The following is an 18,404-nucleotide window of genomic DNA, read 5'->3' as shown; positions in this document are numbered from 1 at the left end:
AGTCATGTTCGATATCGCAGTCCCGGCCATGATCGGCGTCGCGCTGATCGTCGTCCTCGGGATCGTCTTCACCATCCTCTACAAGCGTGCCACCCGCGACGAGGCCTTCGTGCGCACCGGCCTCGGCGGCAAGAAGGTCGTGCTCGACGGTGGCGCCATGATCCTGCCGATCTTCCACTCTTATGCCAGCGTCAATCTGAAGACGCTGCGGCTCACCGTCGAGCGCAAGGAGCGGGAGTCCCTGATCACCAAGGACCGCCTGCGCGTCGACATCGTCGCCGAGTTCTACGTGCGCGTCCGTCCTGACGATGAGAGCATTGCGCTCGCGAGCCAGACGCTGGGCGCGCTGACGAATGACGCCGAAGCCCTGCGTAACCAGGTCGAGGCAAAATTCGTCGACGGCCTGCGTTCAGTGGCGGCCACCATGTCCATCCTGGAGTTGCAGGAGAAGCGCAGCGACTTCGTCAAGCATGTGCAGGCGACAGTGGAATCGGACGTGAAATCCAACGGTCTCGAGCTTGAATCGGTGTCGCTGACCAAGCTCGACCAGACCGACGTCAAATTCTTCAACCCGGAGAACTTCTTCGACGCCGAAGGTCTGACCCAGCTGAAGACCGTTACCGAGACGCGCCGGCGCGACCGCAACTCGATCGTGCGCGACAACGAGGTGGCGATTGCGCAAAAGGATCTCGAGGCGCGGCAGCAGACCCTGACCATCGAGCGCACCAAGAAGGAGGCCGAGCTCTCCCAGGAGCGCGACATCGCGAACAAGACCGCGAGCACCCGCGCTGAAGTCGCGACTGCGACCCAGACGGCGCGCCTGACCGAGGAGAACGCCCGCATTGATACCGACCGCGCCGTTGCCGAGAAGGAGGCCGGCGCCAAGCAGGTCAAGGAAACCGCGGTCATCGAGTCGGATCTGGCGATCAACAAGCGCAAGACCGACGCCCAGCGCGAAATCCAGATCGCCACGCAGGAGAACGAGATCCAGATCGCGGCCAAGAGCAAGCAGACCTCGGAAGCCGTCGCCGACGCCAAGACCGCCGAGGCGCTCGCCGTCTCCGCGGAGGAAAAGGTCGTGACCGCCCGCGCGGTCGAGGTCGCCGACCGTGCCCGTCTCACCCAGGTGCTCGCCGCGCGCACCGAGGCCGAGCGCAAGTCGACCGAGTTGATCGTCGCCGCCGAAGCCGAGAAGAGGGCTTCGCTCGATCGCGCCGAGGCCGTCAAGACGCTGGCCACGGCGGAAGCCGAGTCCAACAAAATTAAGGCTGTCGGTGTCAGGAACATCGGCGAGGCCGAGGCCGCAATCATCACGCTCAAGAACGAGGCGCAGAACAAGCTCGGTGCCAACGTCATCGACTTCGAGCTCGCCAAGAAGCGGATCGAGACCATGCCCTCGGCGCTAGCCGAGATGGTGAAGCCGATCGGAAATCTCAAGGACGTCCGCATCCTGCACACCGGCGGCGCGTTCGGCGGCAATGGCACCGGCGGCGGCAATGTCGGCTTCGGCGAAGGGCTTGCGGGCGAGCTCCTCAAGGTGCACGCGCTGCGTCCGATGATCGACGAGATCCTGCGCCAGAGCGGGTTTGCGCCGGGCGAGGATCCCGTGAAAGCGCTGGTCGGCGCCGTGACGGGAAAGAGCAACGGCGCCGCAGTGCCGGCGCCCGTGCCGGAGAAAACAAACACCGCCGATCTATGAACGCCGGTTCATTGCTGCGGAGAATTCGAATCGATATGAACTGCCCGTGCGCGTCTCGCGTCGCGCACGCTCCGGAGCGTCGATCGATCGCGTGTTGAACCACTCGATCGCGCTCCGGGTGAATTCTTCGAGGCAACGCCATTTGTTGCCGCGGTGCCTGCGCGGATCGACGTCAGGCACCGGAGCCTCTTTCGATCGGGGGAATTTCACATGAAGTATTTTCTGTCCGGACTGATCGCGATCGGTCTTGCGATCGCCGCTGCGCCGTCGTTCGCGGCCGACGCCCGCAACGTCACCGTCGTCAACGAGACCGGCTATGCCATCAAATTCCTGGGCTTCAACGCACCGGACGACGGCCTGGACGAATGGGAGAACGAACTCGACAAGGTTTTGCAGAACCAGGCGAGCACCTATGTCGAGTTCGAGGAGGACGACGAGGGATGTGTCTGGAACATCCGCGTCGACTGGCAGAACTATGACGAGTCCGTGCTCTGGAAGAACGTCAACCTCTGCAAGATCACCGCGCTTCGGCTGCGGTACGATTCCGGAACCAAGACCACGTCCTTCGTCGCCGAATAGTTTGACCTGACTTGAGCCAGGGGAGGGGCGGCGGCCCTTCCTCGGCGCATTGTGCAAGATCGCGAATTCGTCCTTTGCAAGCGCAAGCGGCTTTGTTATACGCAGCCGCGCGCGAACGACTGGTTCGCCCTTTCCTCGGTAGCTCAGCGGTAGAGCATCCGACTGTTAATCGGATGGTCGCTGGTTCGAATCCAGCCCGGGGAGCCAAAATCCAGCAAATTCAAAGCCTTACTTGCGTTGTAATTGCGCAACACCCCCCCGGGGCCGCCGCGTTGGGCCCAGCGCACGGCTGTGCAGCCGGCCGGTGGAGCGGGAATCGGTCGGACCATAGCTGTCCCCCAGCGCAGCCTGACCAGGCGCCTATAATTCATGCTGAGAGGGTTGAACCCTCAGGCGAGGGACAGTTCGTCCTCCCAGGGTCTGCGACGGACGTTCCCCGAACATCGCATGGTAATACTGCGAGAACCGCCCGAGCTCGTAGAAGCCCTGCTGCATGGCGACAGCGGCCACGGTCGTCGAGCCCGGCACGCTCTCATGCAGAATGGAATGAACGGCACACAGCCGCTTGTGCCTGAGGAAGCTGACCGGGCCCAAGCCGAACACCTCCTGAAACGCGCGATGGAGGGTGCGGCGCGACACCCCGAGAGCGGCGCAGATCTCCGAGACATGCACCGGGCGCGTGCCGGCCTCGTCGAGATACTCCTCGACCCGGCGGATCAGCCGCCTTGCCGAAGGCAGCCAGCCGGTGTCGTCGGGCGGTAGCGACGACATCACGTTGGCCGCCATGCATTCGACGATCGATCGCTTCCAGAAATCGGCGGTCGAGGGCGTCAGGCCGCTCCTGTAGGTGCGCAGATGTGACATGATCCGGACCAGACGATGTGCGGCGATCGCGCCGCTATCGGGGGCCGCCCGGAAATGGTCGCGCCTACGCCAGGTGTCGGGATTGCTCAGCCTCGCTTCGCCGCCGAACAGCGATGCGACCTCGTTGATGTCGAAGCGCATGGCGGCGTAAGCGGATGCACCGTGAAAGATCCCGTCATGCTCGAGCAGCGGCGGAATCACGAGCACGTCGTTGAGGCGCATGTCGAAGGACCAGTGGGTGACGCGCTCTTCGGCCGCGAGCAGCATCCCGATGATCAGCTTGTCGTCGCTGGCGACACGCTGCGTGCGCATGCCGACGCTGAAGGTGCCGATGCTGAGCGAGAAATCGCCGATGCCGACATGGGAGAGCGATCCGCGCAATCGCCCGCGCCCGAGCTGCATGACATCGACGTGCGAGCCGTGAACGGCCTGGTGAAGACCTTCGAAGCCGTCGAGCTTACGCGAATCAACCAGAAGGAATTGGCCCATGGCGCCACCCTGTTACTCAAGCGCGACAATTCTGCGGCAGGCGGCGGCTGAACACCACTACAACGCGAAGTGGGTACGACAGTCGGAGTTCGCGCTTTGAGGTAAATTATCGCCGAATTTGACGCGAGCTGCGCGCCACATGACGCTGTGGATTGAGGAATTTGCGACATGTGTCGTTAAGCCTCACCGATCGGCGCGACGTATTGGCACAAACTGCACATCACGGGCATCCAATCTTCGGATACCATTTGCAACCTAGGCGATTTCGGTGACGTCGCCGTGCGAACCGCGGGGCGGGCTAGGCGGTATTGTGTTGCCGCTCGCTCGAGGGGTGCGCAAAAGAGGATCAAAAGAGGGAGAGATGCTGACGCAAGTCTTCGAAACTCATCTCGCACCTGCGGCGCCAAGAAGAAGAAGAGGGGACCAGACAATGCGTCCAGAATGCCGGGCAATGTGCCCTCGTCGACGCCTGCAGAAGTCCGCGCCGTAGTATCGGGTGGAATACTCGTATCGGAGTTTCCACAATGCTGCGGGCGGATCCGGATCACTGCGAATGGTTGCCAGACGACGTGAAGACCGGCGAGATGGTCTTCATTCCCGGCGGGACCTTCCGTATGGGATCCGAACATCATTATCCCGAGGAGGCGCCGAGCCACCGCGTCTCTGTCGACGGTTTCTGGATCGACCGCACCTCCGTCACCAACCGGCAGTTCAAGCAATTCGTCAACGCGACCGGCCACGTCACCGAGGCGCAGATCGTTCCCGACCCCAAGGACTATCCCGGCGCGCTGAAGGAGATGCTCTACGCCGGCTCGCTGGTGTTCTCGCCGCTGCCGCGCATCACCGATCTCACCGACTGGAGCCAATGGTGGTCCTTCATGCGCGGCGCCAACTGGCGTCATCCTTACGGCCCCGGCAGCAACATCAAGGGCCTCGACGACCATCCGGTCGTGCATGTCTCCAATAGCGATGCAGCCGCCTATGCCCGCTGGGCCGGCAAGGAACTGCCGACGGAAGCGGAATGGGAGTTCGCCGCGCGCGGCGGCCTCGACGGCGAGGAGTTCGCCTGGGGCGATGCGCTGATGCCCGGCGGCAAGCACATGGCCAACATCTGGCAGGGCAATTTCCCCGTCCAGAATCTCGGCGAGGATGGGTTCAAGCGTACCTCGCCGGTCATGGCTTTCCCGCCGAACGGCTACGGCCTCCACGACATGATCGGCAATGTCTGGGAGTGGACCTCGGACTGGTGGTCGTCAAAGCATGCCGCCGACGCCGCAAAGCCCTGCTGCATCCCGAACAATCCGCGTGGCGGCCGCGAGGACGCGAGCTACGACCCGCGCCTGCCGGACATCAGGATCCCGCGCAAGGTTCTAAAGGGCGGCTCGCACCTCTGCGCGCCGAATTACTGCCGCCGCTATCGTCCCGCCGCCCGCCACGCCGAGCCGGTCGATACGTCGACGAGCCACGTCGGGTTCAGGTGCGTGGTTCGAGCAGTCGATCCGAATTCAGTGAGATCACCGACCACAAAGTAGGAGCATCGGAATGAGCCGTGGAATTAGGAGCAAGACCGGGACGGACGCAAATGATGCCATCAATCGTCGCAATCTCCTTCTCGGGACGTCTTCCCTAGTTGCCGCCGCGGCCCTAACATCGGAGGCATTAGCGCAAGCCCAGAAGGCAGCACCAGGCGGCTCGCCGGCAGCGACATCATCCGGTCGCAAGCCGAACATCCTCTTCATCATGGGCGACGACATCGGCTGGTTCAATGTCAGCGCCTACAACATGGGAGTGATGGGCTACCGTACCCCCAACATCGATCGCATCGGCAAGGAGGGGGCGGTATTTACCGACTGGTACGGACAGCAGAGCTGTACCGCAGGCCGCGCCGCCTTCATCACCGGCCAATCGCCTATCCGCACCGGCCTGACGAAAGTTGGTCTTCCCGGCGCCGAGCTCGGCCTGGGACCGCTCGACCCTAGTGTCGCCGATGTGCTCAAGACCTACGGCTACGCCACCGGCCAGTTCGGCAAGAACCATCTTGGTGACCGCGACGAACATCTTCCGACGGCGCATGGCTTCGATGAGTTCTTTGGCAACCTCTATCATCTCAATGCCGAGGAGGAGCCCGAGAATCCCGACTATCCCAAGGACCCGGAGTTCCGGAAGAAATTCGGGCCGCGCGGCGTCATCAAATCAACTGCCGACGGCAAGATCGAGAATACCGGCCCATTGAATGCCAAGCGTATGGAGACCATCGACGAGGAATTTCTTGGCGCGGCCAAAGATTTCATCAACCGACAGCATCGGGCCGACAAGCCCTGGTTCTGCTATTTCAACTCGACGCGCATGCACATTTTCACACATTTGAAGAAGGCGTCGGAAGGAAAGACAGGTCTCGGGACCTACCCTGACGGAATGGTCGAGCACGACGGCATGGTCGGAGAACTGCTCAAGCTTGTGGATGACCTCGGTGTCACCAACAACACCATTGTCGTCTACACCACCGACAATGGCACCGAGGCATTCACCTGGCCGGACGGTGGCTCAACGCCGTTCAAGGGTGAGAAGGCCACGAACTGGGAAGGCGGCTTCCGCGTCCCGTGCTTGATGCGCTGGCCGGGCGTCATCCAACCGGGCACGATCATCAATGATATCTGTGCCCACGAAGACTTCATCCCGACCTTCGCCGCAGCGAATGGCGATCCGGACCTCGTCGAGAAGGTCAAAAAAGGTTCAATGCTGAACGGCAAGACTTTTAAGGTCTATCTGGACGGTTTCAATCTGATGCCGTTCTTGAAGGGCGACGTAAAAGAATCGCCCCGCAAGGAATTCCTGTACTGGAGTGATGACGGCGACTTGATGGCTCTTCGTCTGCGCGATTGGAAGATCAGCTTCATGGAGCAGCACACGGAAATAGGTCCCAAGACCCCGCTTGGAGTCTGGCAGGGCAATTTCACCAAGCTTCGCGGGCCAAATCTCTACAATTTACGGACAGATCCATTCGAACGTGGGCCCGACAGCATCTATTACGCCGATTGGCAGGCGCACCGCGCATTTATGTTCGTGCCGGCGCAGGCCATTGTCGCGAAGTACATCGAGAGCTTCAAGGAATTTCCACCGCGCGCCAAGGCGGCAAGCTTCACCGTCAGCGACGTCATGGACAAGCTGACGACAACGCCTCCGGGCAAGAACTGACAAAAGCGGCCTACCGGCCGGCTGCGTTCCGGCCGGACGCTTCTCGATGAGACTGGAAGGACATGTCGGATTCCGGAACGGCGCAAACGTCAGGCTTCACAGAGCGAGCGGACACCAAACGCTCGGCCTCCCGCGATGCCGTGCTCGAGCTGAAATCGCGGATCGGAAAGTCCGTGCTTGGCCAGGATCATCTGGTCGAGAGCATGCTGATCGGCCTTCTTGCCAACGGTAATCTTCTGATCGAGAGCCTGCCCGGTCTCGCCAAGACGCGGGCAGTCAAGACGCTGGCAAAGCATCTCGCCGCTGATTTGTCGCGCGTGCAATTCACCCCGGATCTCCTGCCGTCGGACGTGACTGGCGCCGAGATCTACGTCCAGACCGACAAGGGTGGACAGTTTGAATTTCAGAAAGGGCCGATCTTCGCCAATCTTGTGCTCGCCGACGAGATCAACCGCGCTCCGGCCAAGGTGCAGTCCGCGCTGCTCGAGGCCATGGAGGAACGCCAGGTCACGGTTGCAGGCAAGACTTACAAAATGCCGGACCTCTTCATGGTGCTCGCGACCGAAAACCCGATCGAGCAGGAAGGCACCTATTCGCTCCCCGAAGCGCAGCTCGACCGCTTCCTGATGCATGTCGTCATCACTTACCCCGACGAGGCATCCGAGGGCGAGATCATCCGGCTCAATCGCGCCGAGAACGCGCAAGCACCGAAGGATCACACCTCGGAGCCGCCGCCGATCCCGCAACAGGCGATCCTGGACGCACGTGGTGAGATCGACGGCATCTTCGTCTCGGACCTCGTTCAGAAGTACATCGTCGACGTGATCTACGCGACGCGGTTTCCCGGGCGCTATGGCGAACCGCTGAGCAAATGGATCCAGGTCGGCGCCAGCCCGCGCGGCAGCCTGGCGCTCGATCGTTCCGCGCGGACTCGCGCCTGGCTCGATGAATACGATTTCGTGACGCCCGACCACGTGCGCGCGGTGATCCACGACTGCCTGCGCCACCGGATCATCCTCAGCTACGAGGCAGTGTCGCAGGGCGTTACGCCCGATCAGGTGATCGACAAGATTACCGAGCTAGTTGCAGCAGCCTGAGGCCGTCATGACCGAGACATCAGCCAATATGCCAGGTGTCTATGTCGGTCTTCACGAATTGATCGCGCTCGAACATCGCGGACGCAAGGTCTCCTTCCTTCCGCGCCAACCCGTGCATAGCCTTTTGTCCGGCCGCTTTGCGTCCCGCATGCGGGGCCGGGGCCTGAACTTCGAGGAGATCAGGGATTATCGTCCCGGCGACGACGTCCGCTCGATCGACTGGAAGGTGACGGCGCGCCTGCGCAAGCCGCATATCCGAGTCTTCAACGAGGAGCGCGACCGGCAGACGATCCTGGTGGTGGATCAGCGCCTGTCGATGTTCTTCGGCAGCCGGCATGCGATGAAATCGGTGACGGCGGCCGAGGCCGCAGCGATCGGGGCGTGGCGGGTGCTAGGCGTCGGCGATCGCGTCGGCGCCGTCGTGTTCAACGATCGAGACTTCATCGAGGTGACGGCGCGCCGCAGCCGGGCGACCGTGCTCCAGATCCTCGCGGCGGTCGTCACGCACAACCAGGCGCTCGGCGTCGGGCGCGGTCTGGTGTCCGCGCCGGCGATGCTCAACACCGCGCTCGATCATTCAAGGCGCCGGGCACCGCACGATGCCGCCGTGATCATCATCAGCGATTTCGACGGCGCGGACGCTGCAACGCGCGATATGGTCGCCGCGCTGGCGCGGCACAATGACGTCATCGCTGCGTTGGTCCATGATCCCCTGCAAAGCGATCTGCCACCGTCGGCCAGCATGACGGTGACCGATGGCGAGTTGCAGATCCGGCTTGATGTCGGCCGTGACAGCGTCCGCAAGAGCGTAGCGCAGGTCACCCGGGACCGCCTGAAAGGCAACTTCGACTGGACGCACGAGCTCGGAATTCCCGTGCTGCCGCTGAGCGCGGCGGAGGACACCGCTGCGCAGCTTCGGCGTCTTCTTGGTGGTCTGCCGGCCGGTCGTGGCCGCGCGGCCCCGCATAACCAGACGGAGGCGGCTCTTGGCTGAGGCTACATCCGTGACTGCCGACCCGGTGGCCGGCCTGATCGACTTCCCGCTGCCGCGCGAGGTCAGCCTCTGGCCACAGACCTGGGAGGCGAGGCTTGCGATCGCCCTGCTGCTCGCGGCCATCTGCGCTACCGTGTGGCGCGTGGCGCATCTGCGCCGTGTCAACCGCTATCGCCGCGAAGCGCTCGCGGAGCTTGATAGCATCGAGCATGCGCGAAATTCGGTGCCGTCGGAGCTGTTGTCGAAGCTGACCTTGCTGGTGCGGCGCACGGCGCTCGCGGCCTTTCCGCGCGAGCGAGTGGCGCCACTGGTCGGGCCGGCATGGCTGGCCTTCCTCGATCGCAGCTGTGGAGGCGAGGAGTTTTCTCACGGCGTGGGCCAGCTGCTCGCGAGTGGTCCTTATCGGCAGATTCCGCCTGATGGCGCCGAGCTGCAATCGCTGGTCCGTCTCGTGCGCCGCTGGATCAGGGGGCATCATGCTTGAATTCGCCTGGCCATGGTTGCTTCTGCTGTTGCCGCTGCCAGTCCTGGCGTGGTGGCTGCTGCCGCCATACCGGGCGCGGCAGGCCTCGATCCAGGTGCCCTTCTTCGACAGGCTGGCGGCGGCGACCGGGCAGACACCGCAGCGCGGCGCGGTCGTCCTTGAACGCCGCACCGTCCAGATGGTCGCGGCAGTGGCCATCTGGATGCTGCTGGTTGTGGCGCTGGCCCGGCCGCAATGGGTCGGCGAGGCGGTGACGCGCGAGGTCTCCGCGCGCGACCTGATCCTGGCGATCGACATTTCGGGATCGATGGACCAGCGCGATTTCAAAGCGCCGGACGGTACGTCGCTCACCCGTCTCGACGGCGTCAAGCACGTGGTCAGAGACTTCATCGCCCGCCGCAAGGGCGACCGCGTCGCCCTGATCCTGTTCGGCACCATGGCCTATGTGCAGGTGCCATTCACGCAAGACCTCCAGACGGCGCAGCAACTGCTCGATCAGGCGGGGGTCGGCATGGCCGGCCAGCAGACGGCGATCGGCGACACGATCGGTCTTGCCATCAAGACGTTTGCAGCCAGCAGGGCGAAGCAGAAGCTCCTGATCCTCCTGACGGACGGCAACGATACGGCGAGCCGGGTGCCGCCCGAGCACGCCGCCGACATCGCTCGCCAGAACGATGTCACGGTCTACACCATCGGCGTTGGCGATCCCGCAGCCTCGGGCGAGAACCGCGTCGACCTCGCCGTCTTGCAGCATGTCGCGGACGCCACCGGAGGGCACTTTTTTCGCGCCGAGGATGGCGCGCAGTTGCAGGCGATCTATGTCGATATCGATCGCCTCGCGCCGGCCAAGCTTCAGACCTTGTCATGGCGGCCGAAGCTGCCGCTGTTTCAATGGCCGTTCGGCCTGGCCATCGCGATCGGTCTGCTCTTGTGGCTCTGGCTCCTGCTCGGCAGCGAGTGGCGCCGGATGAGGAGCGTCAGCCATGCGTGACGCAGCCACCATGTCCTTCCATCTCTTACGCCCGCTCTGGCTGCTCGCGCTGATCCCGCTTGCTGTCGTGTTTGCGGTGCTGCTTCGCCGGCAAGATGTGCGCGCGCAATGGGGTGGCGTGATCGCGCCGCATCTGCTGACGCATCTCATCGTGCGGCCGGGACAAGGACGCCAAATCAACCCGCTCTATCTCGTCGCCGCCGGCATGATGCTCGGCATCATCGGCCTGTCCGGTCCGACCTGGCGCCGCGAGCTTCCGCCCTTTGTCGAAGACAAGGCACCGTTGATGATTGCGCTCGCAGTCGGATCATCGATGAATGAGACCGATGTGGCGCCCTCGCGCCTCGAACGCGCCAAGCAGAAGATCAGGGATCTGCTGGCGGCCCGCGCGGGCGCCAGGACCGGGCTCGTGGCCTTTGCCGGCACCGCGCATCTGGTGATGCCGCCGACCGACGACCGGTCCGTGATCGAGCCGTTTCTGGCCGCGCTTGAGCCAGGGCTAATGCCGGCGGATGGCAAGAACGTTGCGGGTGCGGTCGCGCTGGCGGCCGACGCGCTGGCGGCCGAACCGGTCCCCGGAACGGTCCTGCTGGTCGCGGACGATCTCGGGACCGCGGATGCGGCCGCCGTGCGGCAGGCAGCCGGACGCAATGGTCTCGTCATATTCGCGGTCAGCCCGGATTCATCGGCGCTGCCCGCTGGCGCGGACGTCATTCGGGTCAGCATCGACGGCTCGGACATCGTGCGACTGGAGCGTCGGATCGAAACGCGCTTTCAGGCCGCCCAGGGCGATGCGTTCGGCACGCAATGGCGGGATGAGGGCTATTGGCTGCTGCCGCCGCTGGCCCTGTTGAGTCTTCTCTGGTTCCGGCGCGGTACGACGGTGGCGTGGGTCCTGGCTCTCTTCATCGTGACGCACGCCAGCGCTTCGAGAGCCGAGGAGACATCGCGCTTTACTAATCTTTGGCTGACGCCGGATCAACAGGGACGGCTTGCATTTGACCGTGGCGACTATGCCGCCGCGAAAACGACGTTTGCCGATCCAATGTGGCGCGGCATCTCGGCTTACCGCGCATACGATTTTCTCGCCGCTGCCGAGGAATTCTCGCGCGTCGACACGCTGGAGGGAAAATTCGCGCTGGGCAACGCGCAGGCGCAGAACCACGCTTATGAGAAAGCGCTCAAGACCTATGACGAGGTGCTCAAGGCGCAACCCGGCAACGCCGCCGCGAAGACGAACCGCGCCATCGTTCAGGCGGCGCTGGATGCGCGTGAAGCCAAGCGCCGCAAGCAGGAGCAGGATGACCCTGCACCTCCGGATGAGAAGGCCGACGAGATGCGCGTCGATCCCAATCAGAAAGGCGGAAAGAAGATCACGGTCACACCGCAGGACGTCACCACTGCCGGCGCCGCCGAGGCCTGGATGCGTCAGGTCCAGACCTCACCTGCGGATTTCCTCAAACTCAAATTCGCGATCCAGGCGGCCGCTCCAGCCCAGGGGAGGGTGTCGCAGTGAGAGTTTGGATCGGCTTCATCGCCTTGCTGCTCGGCGGCGCGCTCCCGTCGCAGGCTGTGTATGCGCAGCAATCAGTGGCGCTCGAGCCGATCGTGCAGGTGACGATCGCCCCGCCGCGAGTCGTGGTTGGGCAGAAAACCACGTTGAGTGTCCTGGTCCTGGCGCCGAACTACATGACGTCGCCGCCCGAACTGCCGGATTTTCAGGTGCGCAACGCGGTGACACGACAATTGCAGAGCGTCAACACCAGCGAGCAGCGCGATGGCGTGCCCTATGCCGGTGTGCGGTTTGAATACGCGATCTCGCCGCAGGAGCCGGGGTCCTACGCCGTCGCCAACCAGATCGTCAGGATCAAATATGCGGCCGAGCCGCCAGCCACCCGTGAGGTGGCTGTCGCGCTGCCACGCGTGTCATTCGAAGCATTCATTCCGGATGCGGCGAGCGCGCTTCGCCCGTTCGTATCGGCCAACAGCCTGACCGCCGAGCAGGACGTCAAGCGTTCGTCTGACCCGCTCAAGGCCGGTGACGCCGTGACACGAACCATCACGATCCGGGCGGAAGGCACGCCGGCGATGCTGCTGCCGCCTCAGCAATTCCCGTCTGTCGATGGCTTGAAGCTTTACCCGGCGCAGCCGAAGCTCGAGGACAAGGTCGACGGGCGCTCCGACGTCATGACGTCGACCCGCGTCGATTCCGCAACGTATATGGTGGAGCGGGCAAGTGACTATTCGCTGCCGTCCATCGATATTGGTTGGTGGAATGTCGGCAGCGGCAAGGTCGATCAGGTTCATCTCGAGGCCGTGCCGCTCAAGGGAACCGTGACTTCGGCGGTGGCGGGTCCAGCTTCTTCGAACCAATCAGCTCGGCGGTGGACGTGGGATAGCGTCGTCGACTTTATCTTCGACCACTGGCTGACGGCCCTGCTCTTGGTGGCCGTCACCGCCGGGTTCGCTTGGTTTGCTCCTCGTGTGACCCGCCGCGTTGCGGGCAATCTTCATCGTCGGCACCAGGCCTATCTTCAGTCGGAGGCGTTTGCCTTCAGCCGGTTGCGCCGCGCGATCCGCCATCGCGACTCAAAAGCGTCTTATTTTGCACTGCTTGAATGGCTGCCGCATCTCAACGCGACGCAACCTCCAATTTCGGCCGGAGCTTTCAAGGCCGCCGCACGCGATCCGGAGCTGGATCTCCAGCTTGATGCGATCGAGAGCGAGTTGTTCGGAAATCGGGGCAATCCGGCTCATTGGTCTCCACGCCGGCTGCTCCACCAATTGGTCGCCGCCCGCCGCAAGCTGCGCCCGCGCGCCGGAAGCCGGGCCACGACAGGTCTGCCCCCGCATTTGAACCCGGTCGGGACCCCGAAGGTCACCGCGTATGGAAAACCCGCGAGATAAGCAAAGCACAGGAGGCCACTCAGACGGAACGGACGATCTAGATTCGCCCTCATCCACGCCAACCAACATCGAATAAGTCAGGGAGCGTCGAATGACCAACGAGACGAAGAAGCAGAATAATGCCGTTGTTGATTCCACCTGTAGCGACCATTCGGCGATTCATCGCCGCGCCGTGTTGCTTGGCACATCGTCGATCGTCGCAACAGCGGCGCTGACATCGCAGGCACTGGCGCAGGCTCAGAAGGCGGCTCCTTCGGCGGCGCCGGCTGCGGCGCCCACCGCGGGCCGCAAGCCCAACATTCTCGTCATCTTCGGTGACGACATCGGCATCCCGCAGATCAGCGCCTACACCATGGGCATGATGGGATATCGCACGCCCAACATCGACCGCATCGCGAATGAAGGGGCGATCTTCACCGACGCCTACGGCCAGCAGAGCTGCACAGCCGGTCGTGCCTCCTTCATCCTGGGGCAGGAACCGTTCCGGACCGGCCTTCTCACGATCGGTATGCCGGGCGACCCCCACGGCATCCAGGATTGGATGCCGACGATTGCCGACGCCATGAAGACCCAGGGCTATGCCACCGGGCAGTTTGGCAAGAACCATCTGGGCGACCGCGACGAGCATTTGCCGACGAAGCATGGCTTCGATGAGTTTTTCGGCAATCTCTACCACCTCAACGCGGAGGAGGAGCCGGAAGGGTACTTCTATCCCAAGGATCCGAACTTCCGGAAGCAGTATGGTCCGCGTGGCGTCATCAAATCATCGGCGGACGGAAAGATCGAAGATACTGGACCGCTGAATACCGCGCGCATGCCGACGGTCGACGAGGAGTTCCTGGGCGCAGCCAAGGACTTCATCGGCCGTCAGGCCAAGGCCGACAAGCCGTTTTTCGTCTGGTTCAACTCGACGCGCATGCACGTGTTCACGCATCTGAAGAAGGAGTCGCTCGGCAAGACCGGCAAGGGCATCCACGCCGACGGCATGGTGGAGCACGACGGGATGGTCGGGGAGTTGCTCAAGCAACTCGATGACCTCGGCATCGCCGAGAACACGATCGTTCTCTATACGACCGACAACGGCGCCGAAATCGCGCTTTGGCCGGACGGAGCCATGACCCCCTTCCATGGCGAGAAGGGCACCACATGGGAAGGCGGCATGCGCATTCCCATGATGGTGCGCTGGCCCGGCGTGGTGAAGCCCGGCACCCAGTACAACGACATTATCTCGCTGATCGACTGGTTCCCGACCCTCTGTGCAGCGGCGGGGATCCCCGACGTCAAGGAGAAGATGAAGACGGGATTTGCAGGTGCAGGCGGGAAGAACTTCAAGGTTCATCTCGACGGCTACAACTTCATGCCGTTCCTCAAAGGCGAGGCCAAGCAAGGACCACGCGAGGCGATCTATTACTTCGATCAGGGCGGCAACCTCAATGCCATCCGGTGGAACGACTGGAAGCTGAGCTTTGCCTCGTCGAAGGGAAACATCGCAACAGGCACGCGTGAGGTTACGGCCTGGTCGCTGATCACCAATCTGCGCATGGATCCATATGAGCGTGGCTTGGAGGAGGGCGGCGAGGCGATGAAATTCCTCGCCCAGAACATGTGGCTCATCGTGCCGGTGCAGGGCAAGATCAAGGAGTTCTTCTCCGATTTCGATCAGTTCCCCTATCAGGAAGGCAGTTCGCTGAACGCGGGCAGCATCAACTACGGAATGCTCCGGCAGCAAGCGGCGCTGAAGCGGCTCAACGAGCTTGAAACCCTGAAGCCGCAATAGCAACGGGCAGAAAGGACAAGTGTGCTGATGGTTAGGGTTTACGCTGTGCTGCCTGCATGTCTCGCAGCCATCTCCGTTGCGGTGGCGCAGCCGGCGGATCCCTTGCCATCGTGGAACGATGGCGCGGCGAAAAAGGCGATTTCCGATTTCGTCGCGCGCGTCACGACGCAAGGCGGAACGGACTTTGTGCCGCCCGCCGAGCGCATTGCCGTGTTCGATTTCATCAACGAAGCAAGAACAATGTGAGAAACCAAGATGCTTGAACATATGCGCGTTTTTCGGTTGACGACCTGCTTGCTGGCGCTGGCCACCGGCGCTTCTCTTCCGATCGGGGCTGCGGCGGCGGCGCCGCTTCAGCCTGCCGCCATTCACTGGGACGCCGCCACATCGTCTGATCTCATCGAAGTGCGCGCGGCCGTTCGTCGCGGCGGAGCTGCCATGGGTCCGCGCGGTGGGGCCGTGGTTCACCGCGGCGGCGCCGTGGTCGGGCCTCGCGGCGCGGCCTATCGCGGCGGCACCGTGGTGCGCGGACCGCGCGGCAACGTTGCAGTTCGCCGAACCACGGCCGTGGCGGGACGCGGCGGCTGGGCGCGGCCCGGCTGGTACGGTTGGCCGAGGGGCGGTGCCATTGCGGCGGGCGCCGCGATCGGTTTCGTGACAGCGGCCACGGCTGCTGCCTGGGCAGGTGCTGCGCCTGCGCCCGGCATGTGCTGGTACTACACCGATCCGTCCCGGACCCAGGGCTTTTGGGATTACTGCCAGTGATGGTGGGGCGCCGATCGATGTGATGCTCGCCTGCGAAGGCCAACCGGGGCGGACGCTTACCGGCCCGGTTCCCATCTCCGGACACGATACGCGTCCGATCCCCAATGGTGGGTGGAACGATCAACAAAGTGCTGGATGGAGGTTTAGAAATGCAGCCTGGTCGCGCGCGTCTACGGGCCGAGCAAAGCCGCGATGACCGGAGCAAGGAAGCCGCCGCCACTGGAGCCGATGCAATGATGAACGGGACAACGCGTCGGATTTTTGTCGCCGGCTTCCGGTTTCGAACGCGAGGATCAGCGATGAAATTGAGATATGTCTTTTGGGGATTGCAGGGGATACTTATCTGCACAGGTGCGGCCTTGGCGCAGGTTTCAAACACAATTCCCGTCACGGTCGACAATTTCATCCGTGCGGAATCCGATCTCTATCTCAGCGTCGTCGCGATTAAAGAAGGCGGCTTCGGCAGGTTCGAGCACCATCGTGAACTGTCACCGATTGATGCCCAGACCATCGTCCGGATGAACCGCGACACACTCTACTCGGCGGCTGTGTTCGATCTCGATGCCGGCCCCGTAACGGTTACGCTGCCGGACGCGGGCAAGCGTTTCATGTCTCTTCAGCTTATCAGTCAGGATGAGTATTCACCGCCTGCGCTCTATGGCGCCGGCAAGCACACCATCACCAAGAGGCAGATCGGAACGCGTTATGTGCTTGTCGGCGTACGAACGCTGGTCGATCCCAACGACGCCGCCGACGTGAAGAAGGTTCATGCGCTCCAGGACGCGATCAAAGTCGACCAGCCCGGAGGGCCGGGCACGTTCGAGGTACCGAAATGGGACCCGGTCAGCCAGAAAAAAGTTCGCGACGCGTTGATCGTTCTGGCCACAACGCTCACCGACACCAGCCGCTCCTTCGGCACCAAAGATCAGGTCGATCCGGTCCAGCGTCTCATCTCGGCAGCGGCGACGTGGGGCGGCAATCCGCGGAAAGATGCCATCTATCTCAATTACACGCCGCCGAAGAACGATGGAAACTCGATATACAAGCTCAGCGTCAAGGATGTGCCCATCGACGGCTTCTGGTCGATCAGTCTCTACAACGCTGACGGCTATTATCAGAAGAATCCGTATGAGGCTTATTCGCTCAACAACATCACATCGAAGAAAAATGCGGATGGATCGGTTAGCGTTCAATTCGGCGGCTGCGACGGCACGATTCCCAACTGCCTGCCGATCATGAGCGGCTGGAGCTACACGGTGCGGCTCTATCACCCGCGTCCCGAAATCTTGAACGGCAAGTGGAAATTCCCGGAGCCGCAGCCGGCGAGCTAGAGGATCGACCATGAGCGGCTACGACATCTTCGCTTGGATCGTGCTCATCATTCTCGTCGTGAGCGCGATCGGCGTGGTCTGCATCGCCGGCTGGTTGCCGGGACACATCGCGAAGTCCCGCAACCATCCTTACGCGCAGGCGGTGACGGTCGCGGGCTGGATTACGTTGTTCTTCGGCTTCGCGTTGTGGCCGATTGCCTTGATCTGGGCCTATGTTGACGTACCCTCGCGCAAGGCGGGAGACGCGTGATGGCGGTCGCGATCCTCAACATCTATCTGCTGCTGCTGTTCCTGCTGGTGCGCTTCAAGGTCGTACCTTTCAACACCTTTTGGAAGGCTTCGCCGTTCATCGTTCTGGTGCTCGTGATGTTCGGGCTTCTGGTTCCGATGGGCTGGGGTGCGCCGCAAGGTAACGCGCTGGTGGTACGCAATGCCGTATCGATCGTACCCGACGTGGCGGGTGAGGTGATAGACGTGCCGGTGGTGGCGAACACTCCGCTCAAGACCGGAGACGTGCTGTTCAAGATCGATCCGACGCCCTACGCGGCTCAGGTCAAGGCCGTCGAGGCCCAGTTCAAGCTTGCCAAGACGCGCCTGGGCCAGATGACGCAGCTCTACGAGCGCGACGCCGGCCGCGGCTTCGACGTCGAGCAGCGCCAATCGGAGGTCGACCAGCTTGGCGGTCAGTTGGAGTCGGCACAGTGGAATCTCGACAAGACGGTCGTGCGCGCACCGACCGACGGCTATGTCACCAACCTTGCGCTGCGCAAGGGTGCCCGGGTGGCGAACCTGCCGCTGTCGCCGGTGATGGCGTTCATTGATACTTCCAATACGATCATCGGCGTCGAGATCAACCAGATCGACGCCCGCTACGTCGCACCCGGACAGGACGTCGAAGCCACGTTCAAGTTCGCGCCCGGGCGGATCTACACTGGCAAGGTCGAAAGCGTGCTTCAGGCGATCGCGACCGGGCAGGCGCAGACCTCGGGTACGGCGGTGCTGCCAAAGGCGATCGAGGCGGCCCCCTTCATCGTTCGGGTCAAGCTCGACGATGCTGCCTTCGCCGACCGCCTGCCAGCCGGCAGCGCCGGAACGGCGGCGATCTATACTGACCATCTGAAGCCGACCCACATCGTCCGTCGCGTGGTCCTGCGCCAGCTTGCGATCCTCAACTACGTCAACCCGTTCTAGAGAGGAGCCGCCGATGAAATAGACGATCATTGGAGCAGCTA

At 62.9% G+C, this 18,404-nt stretch carries 16 protein-coding genes, 1 tRNA gene and 1 pseudogene; 17 read left to right on the top strand and 1 reads right to left on the bottom strand.

Features of this window, described 5'->3' with window-relative positions:
• Positions 1-4: 4 nt before the first annotated feature.
• The 3 genes from ACVJ5M_RS25495 (at position 5) to ACVJ5M_RS25485 (ending at position 2,485) form a co-directional block, all read left to right on the top strand.
• The gene (locus tag ACVJ5M_RS25495) at positions 5-1,699 is read left to right on the top strand and encodes a flotillin family protein (protein WP_354099669.1); all 1,695 of its coding nucleotides are present in this window, start codon (positions 5-7) and stop codon (positions 1,697-1,699) included.
• 210 nt (positions 1,700-1,909) lie between these two features.
• The gene (locus tag ACVJ5M_RS25490; RefSeq protein WP_063983400.1) at positions 1,910-2,278 is read left to right on the top strand and encodes a hypothetical protein; all 369 of its coding nucleotides are present in this window, start codon (positions 1,910-1,912) and stop codon (positions 2,276-2,278) included.
• 132 nt (positions 2,279-2,410) lie between these two features.
• Positions 2,411-2,485, top strand: a tRNA-Asn gene (locus ACVJ5M_RS25485).
• 153 nt (positions 2,486-2,638) lie between these two features.
• On the opposite strand, the gene ACVJ5M_RS25480 is transcribed toward ACVJ5M_RS25485, so the two are convergent.
• Entirely contained in the window at positions 2,639-3,631 is a 993-nt protein-coding gene (locus tag ACVJ5M_RS25480; protein WP_283016445.1) for a helix-turn-helix domain-containing protein, read from the bottom strand.
• 524 nt (positions 3,632-4,155) lie between these two features.
• On the opposite strand from ACVJ5M_RS25480, the gene ACVJ5M_RS25475 reads away from it, so the two are divergent.
• From ACVJ5M_RS25475 to ACVJ5M_RS25410, 14 genes and pseudogenes are all read left to right on the top strand, one after another.
• Positions 4,156-5,163 carry a formylglycine-generating enzyme family protein gene (locus tag ACVJ5M_RS25475; RefSeq protein ID WP_283016446.1) on the top strand — a complete coding sequence of 336 codons (1,008 nt, stop codon included), beginning with the start codon at positions 4,156-4,158 and terminating at the stop codon, positions 5,161-5,163.
• 10 nt (positions 5,164-5,173) lie between these two features.
• Positions 5,174-6,826 carry an arylsulfatase gene (locus ACVJ5M_RS25470; protein WP_354099670.1) on the top strand — a complete coding sequence of 551 codons (1,653 nt, stop codon included), beginning with the start codon at positions 5,174-5,176 and terminating at the stop codon, positions 6,824-6,826.
• Positions 6,827-6,888: 62 nt separating this feature from the next.
• The gene (locus ACVJ5M_RS25465; protein WP_231141961.1) at positions 6,889-7,923 is read left to right on the top strand and encodes an AAA family ATPase; all 1,035 of its coding nucleotides are present in this window, start codon (positions 6,889-6,891) and stop codon (positions 7,921-7,923) included.
• Between the two features lie 7 nt (positions 7,924-7,930).
• Positions 7,931-8,917, top strand: coding sequence for a DUF58 domain-containing protein (locus ACVJ5M_RS25460; protein ID WP_354099671.1), 987 nt, complete (start codon positions 7,931-7,933; stop codon positions 8,915-8,917).
• The gene (locus ACVJ5M_RS25455; protein WP_187387700.1) at positions 8,910-9,401 is read left to right on the top strand and encodes a DUF4381 domain-containing protein; all 492 of its coding nucleotides are present in this window, start codon (positions 8,910-8,912) and stop codon (positions 9,399-9,401) included. Before ACVJ5M_RS25460 ends, ACVJ5M_RS25455 begins: the two co-directional genes overlap by 8 nt.
• Positions 9,394-10,392: a VWA domain-containing protein gene (locus tag ACVJ5M_RS25450; RefSeq protein WP_283016448.1), complete on the top strand. Its 999-nt coding sequence runs from the start codon at positions 9,394-9,396 to the stop codon at positions 10,390-10,392. Before ACVJ5M_RS25455 ends, ACVJ5M_RS25450 begins: the two co-directional genes overlap by 8 nt.
• Positions 10,385-11,908 (top strand): vWA domain-containing protein, encoded by a 1,524-nt coding sequence (locus ACVJ5M_RS25445; protein ID WP_283016449.1) that lies wholly within the window; start codon positions 10,385-10,387, stop codon positions 11,906-11,908. Before ACVJ5M_RS25450 ends, ACVJ5M_RS25445 begins: the two co-directional genes overlap by 8 nt.
• A 23-nt stretch (positions 11,909-11,931) precedes the next feature.
• Positions 11,932-13,299 (top strand): BatD family protein, encoded by a 1,368-nt coding sequence (locus ACVJ5M_RS25440; RefSeq protein ID WP_283016450.1) that lies wholly within the window; start codon positions 11,932-11,934, stop codon positions 13,297-13,299.
• A 91-nt stretch (positions 13,300-13,390) separates the two neighbouring features.
• Positions 13,391-15,076, top strand: a complete 1,686-nt coding sequence (locus ACVJ5M_RS25435; RefSeq protein ID WP_283016451.1) for an arylsulfatase — start codon at positions 13,391-13,393, stop codon at positions 15,074-15,076.
• A gap of 27 nt (positions 15,077-15,103) precedes the next feature.
• Positions 15,104-15,295: pseudogene (locus ACVJ5M_RS25430) on the top strand (haloacid dehalogenase-like hydrolase); the annotation flags it as partial.
• Between the two features lie 36 nt (positions 15,296-15,331).
• Positions 15,332-15,841 (top strand): hypothetical protein, encoded by a 510-nt coding sequence (locus ACVJ5M_RS25425; RefSeq protein ID WP_231141962.1) that lies wholly within the window; start codon positions 15,332-15,334, stop codon positions 15,839-15,841.
• A 299-nt stretch (positions 15,842-16,140) separates the two neighbouring features.
• Complete coding sequence (locus ACVJ5M_RS25420) at positions 16,141-17,172, top strand: DUF1254 domain-containing protein (protein WP_283018869.1); 1,032 nt, start codon at positions 16,141-16,143, stop codon at positions 17,170-17,172.
• Between the two features lie 10 nt (positions 17,173-17,182).
• Positions 17,183-17,422: a DUF3302 domain-containing protein gene (locus ACVJ5M_RS25415; RefSeq protein ID WP_063983338.1), complete on the top strand. Its 240-nt coding sequence runs from the start codon at positions 17,183-17,185 to the stop codon at positions 17,420-17,422.
• The gene (locus ACVJ5M_RS25410) at positions 17,422-18,363 is read left to right on the top strand and encodes an HlyD family secretion protein (protein WP_283016452.1); all 942 of its coding nucleotides are present in this window, start codon (positions 17,422-17,424) and stop codon (positions 18,361-18,363) included. Before ACVJ5M_RS25415 ends, ACVJ5M_RS25410 begins: the two co-directional genes overlap by 1 nt.
• Positions 18,364-18,404: the final 41 nt, after the last annotated feature.

Source organism: Bradyrhizobium sp. S3.7.6, from assembly GCF_054061875.1.
Note: the sequence above shows the minus strand (reverse complement) of the source record. Positions and strands in the feature narration are given on the sequence as shown.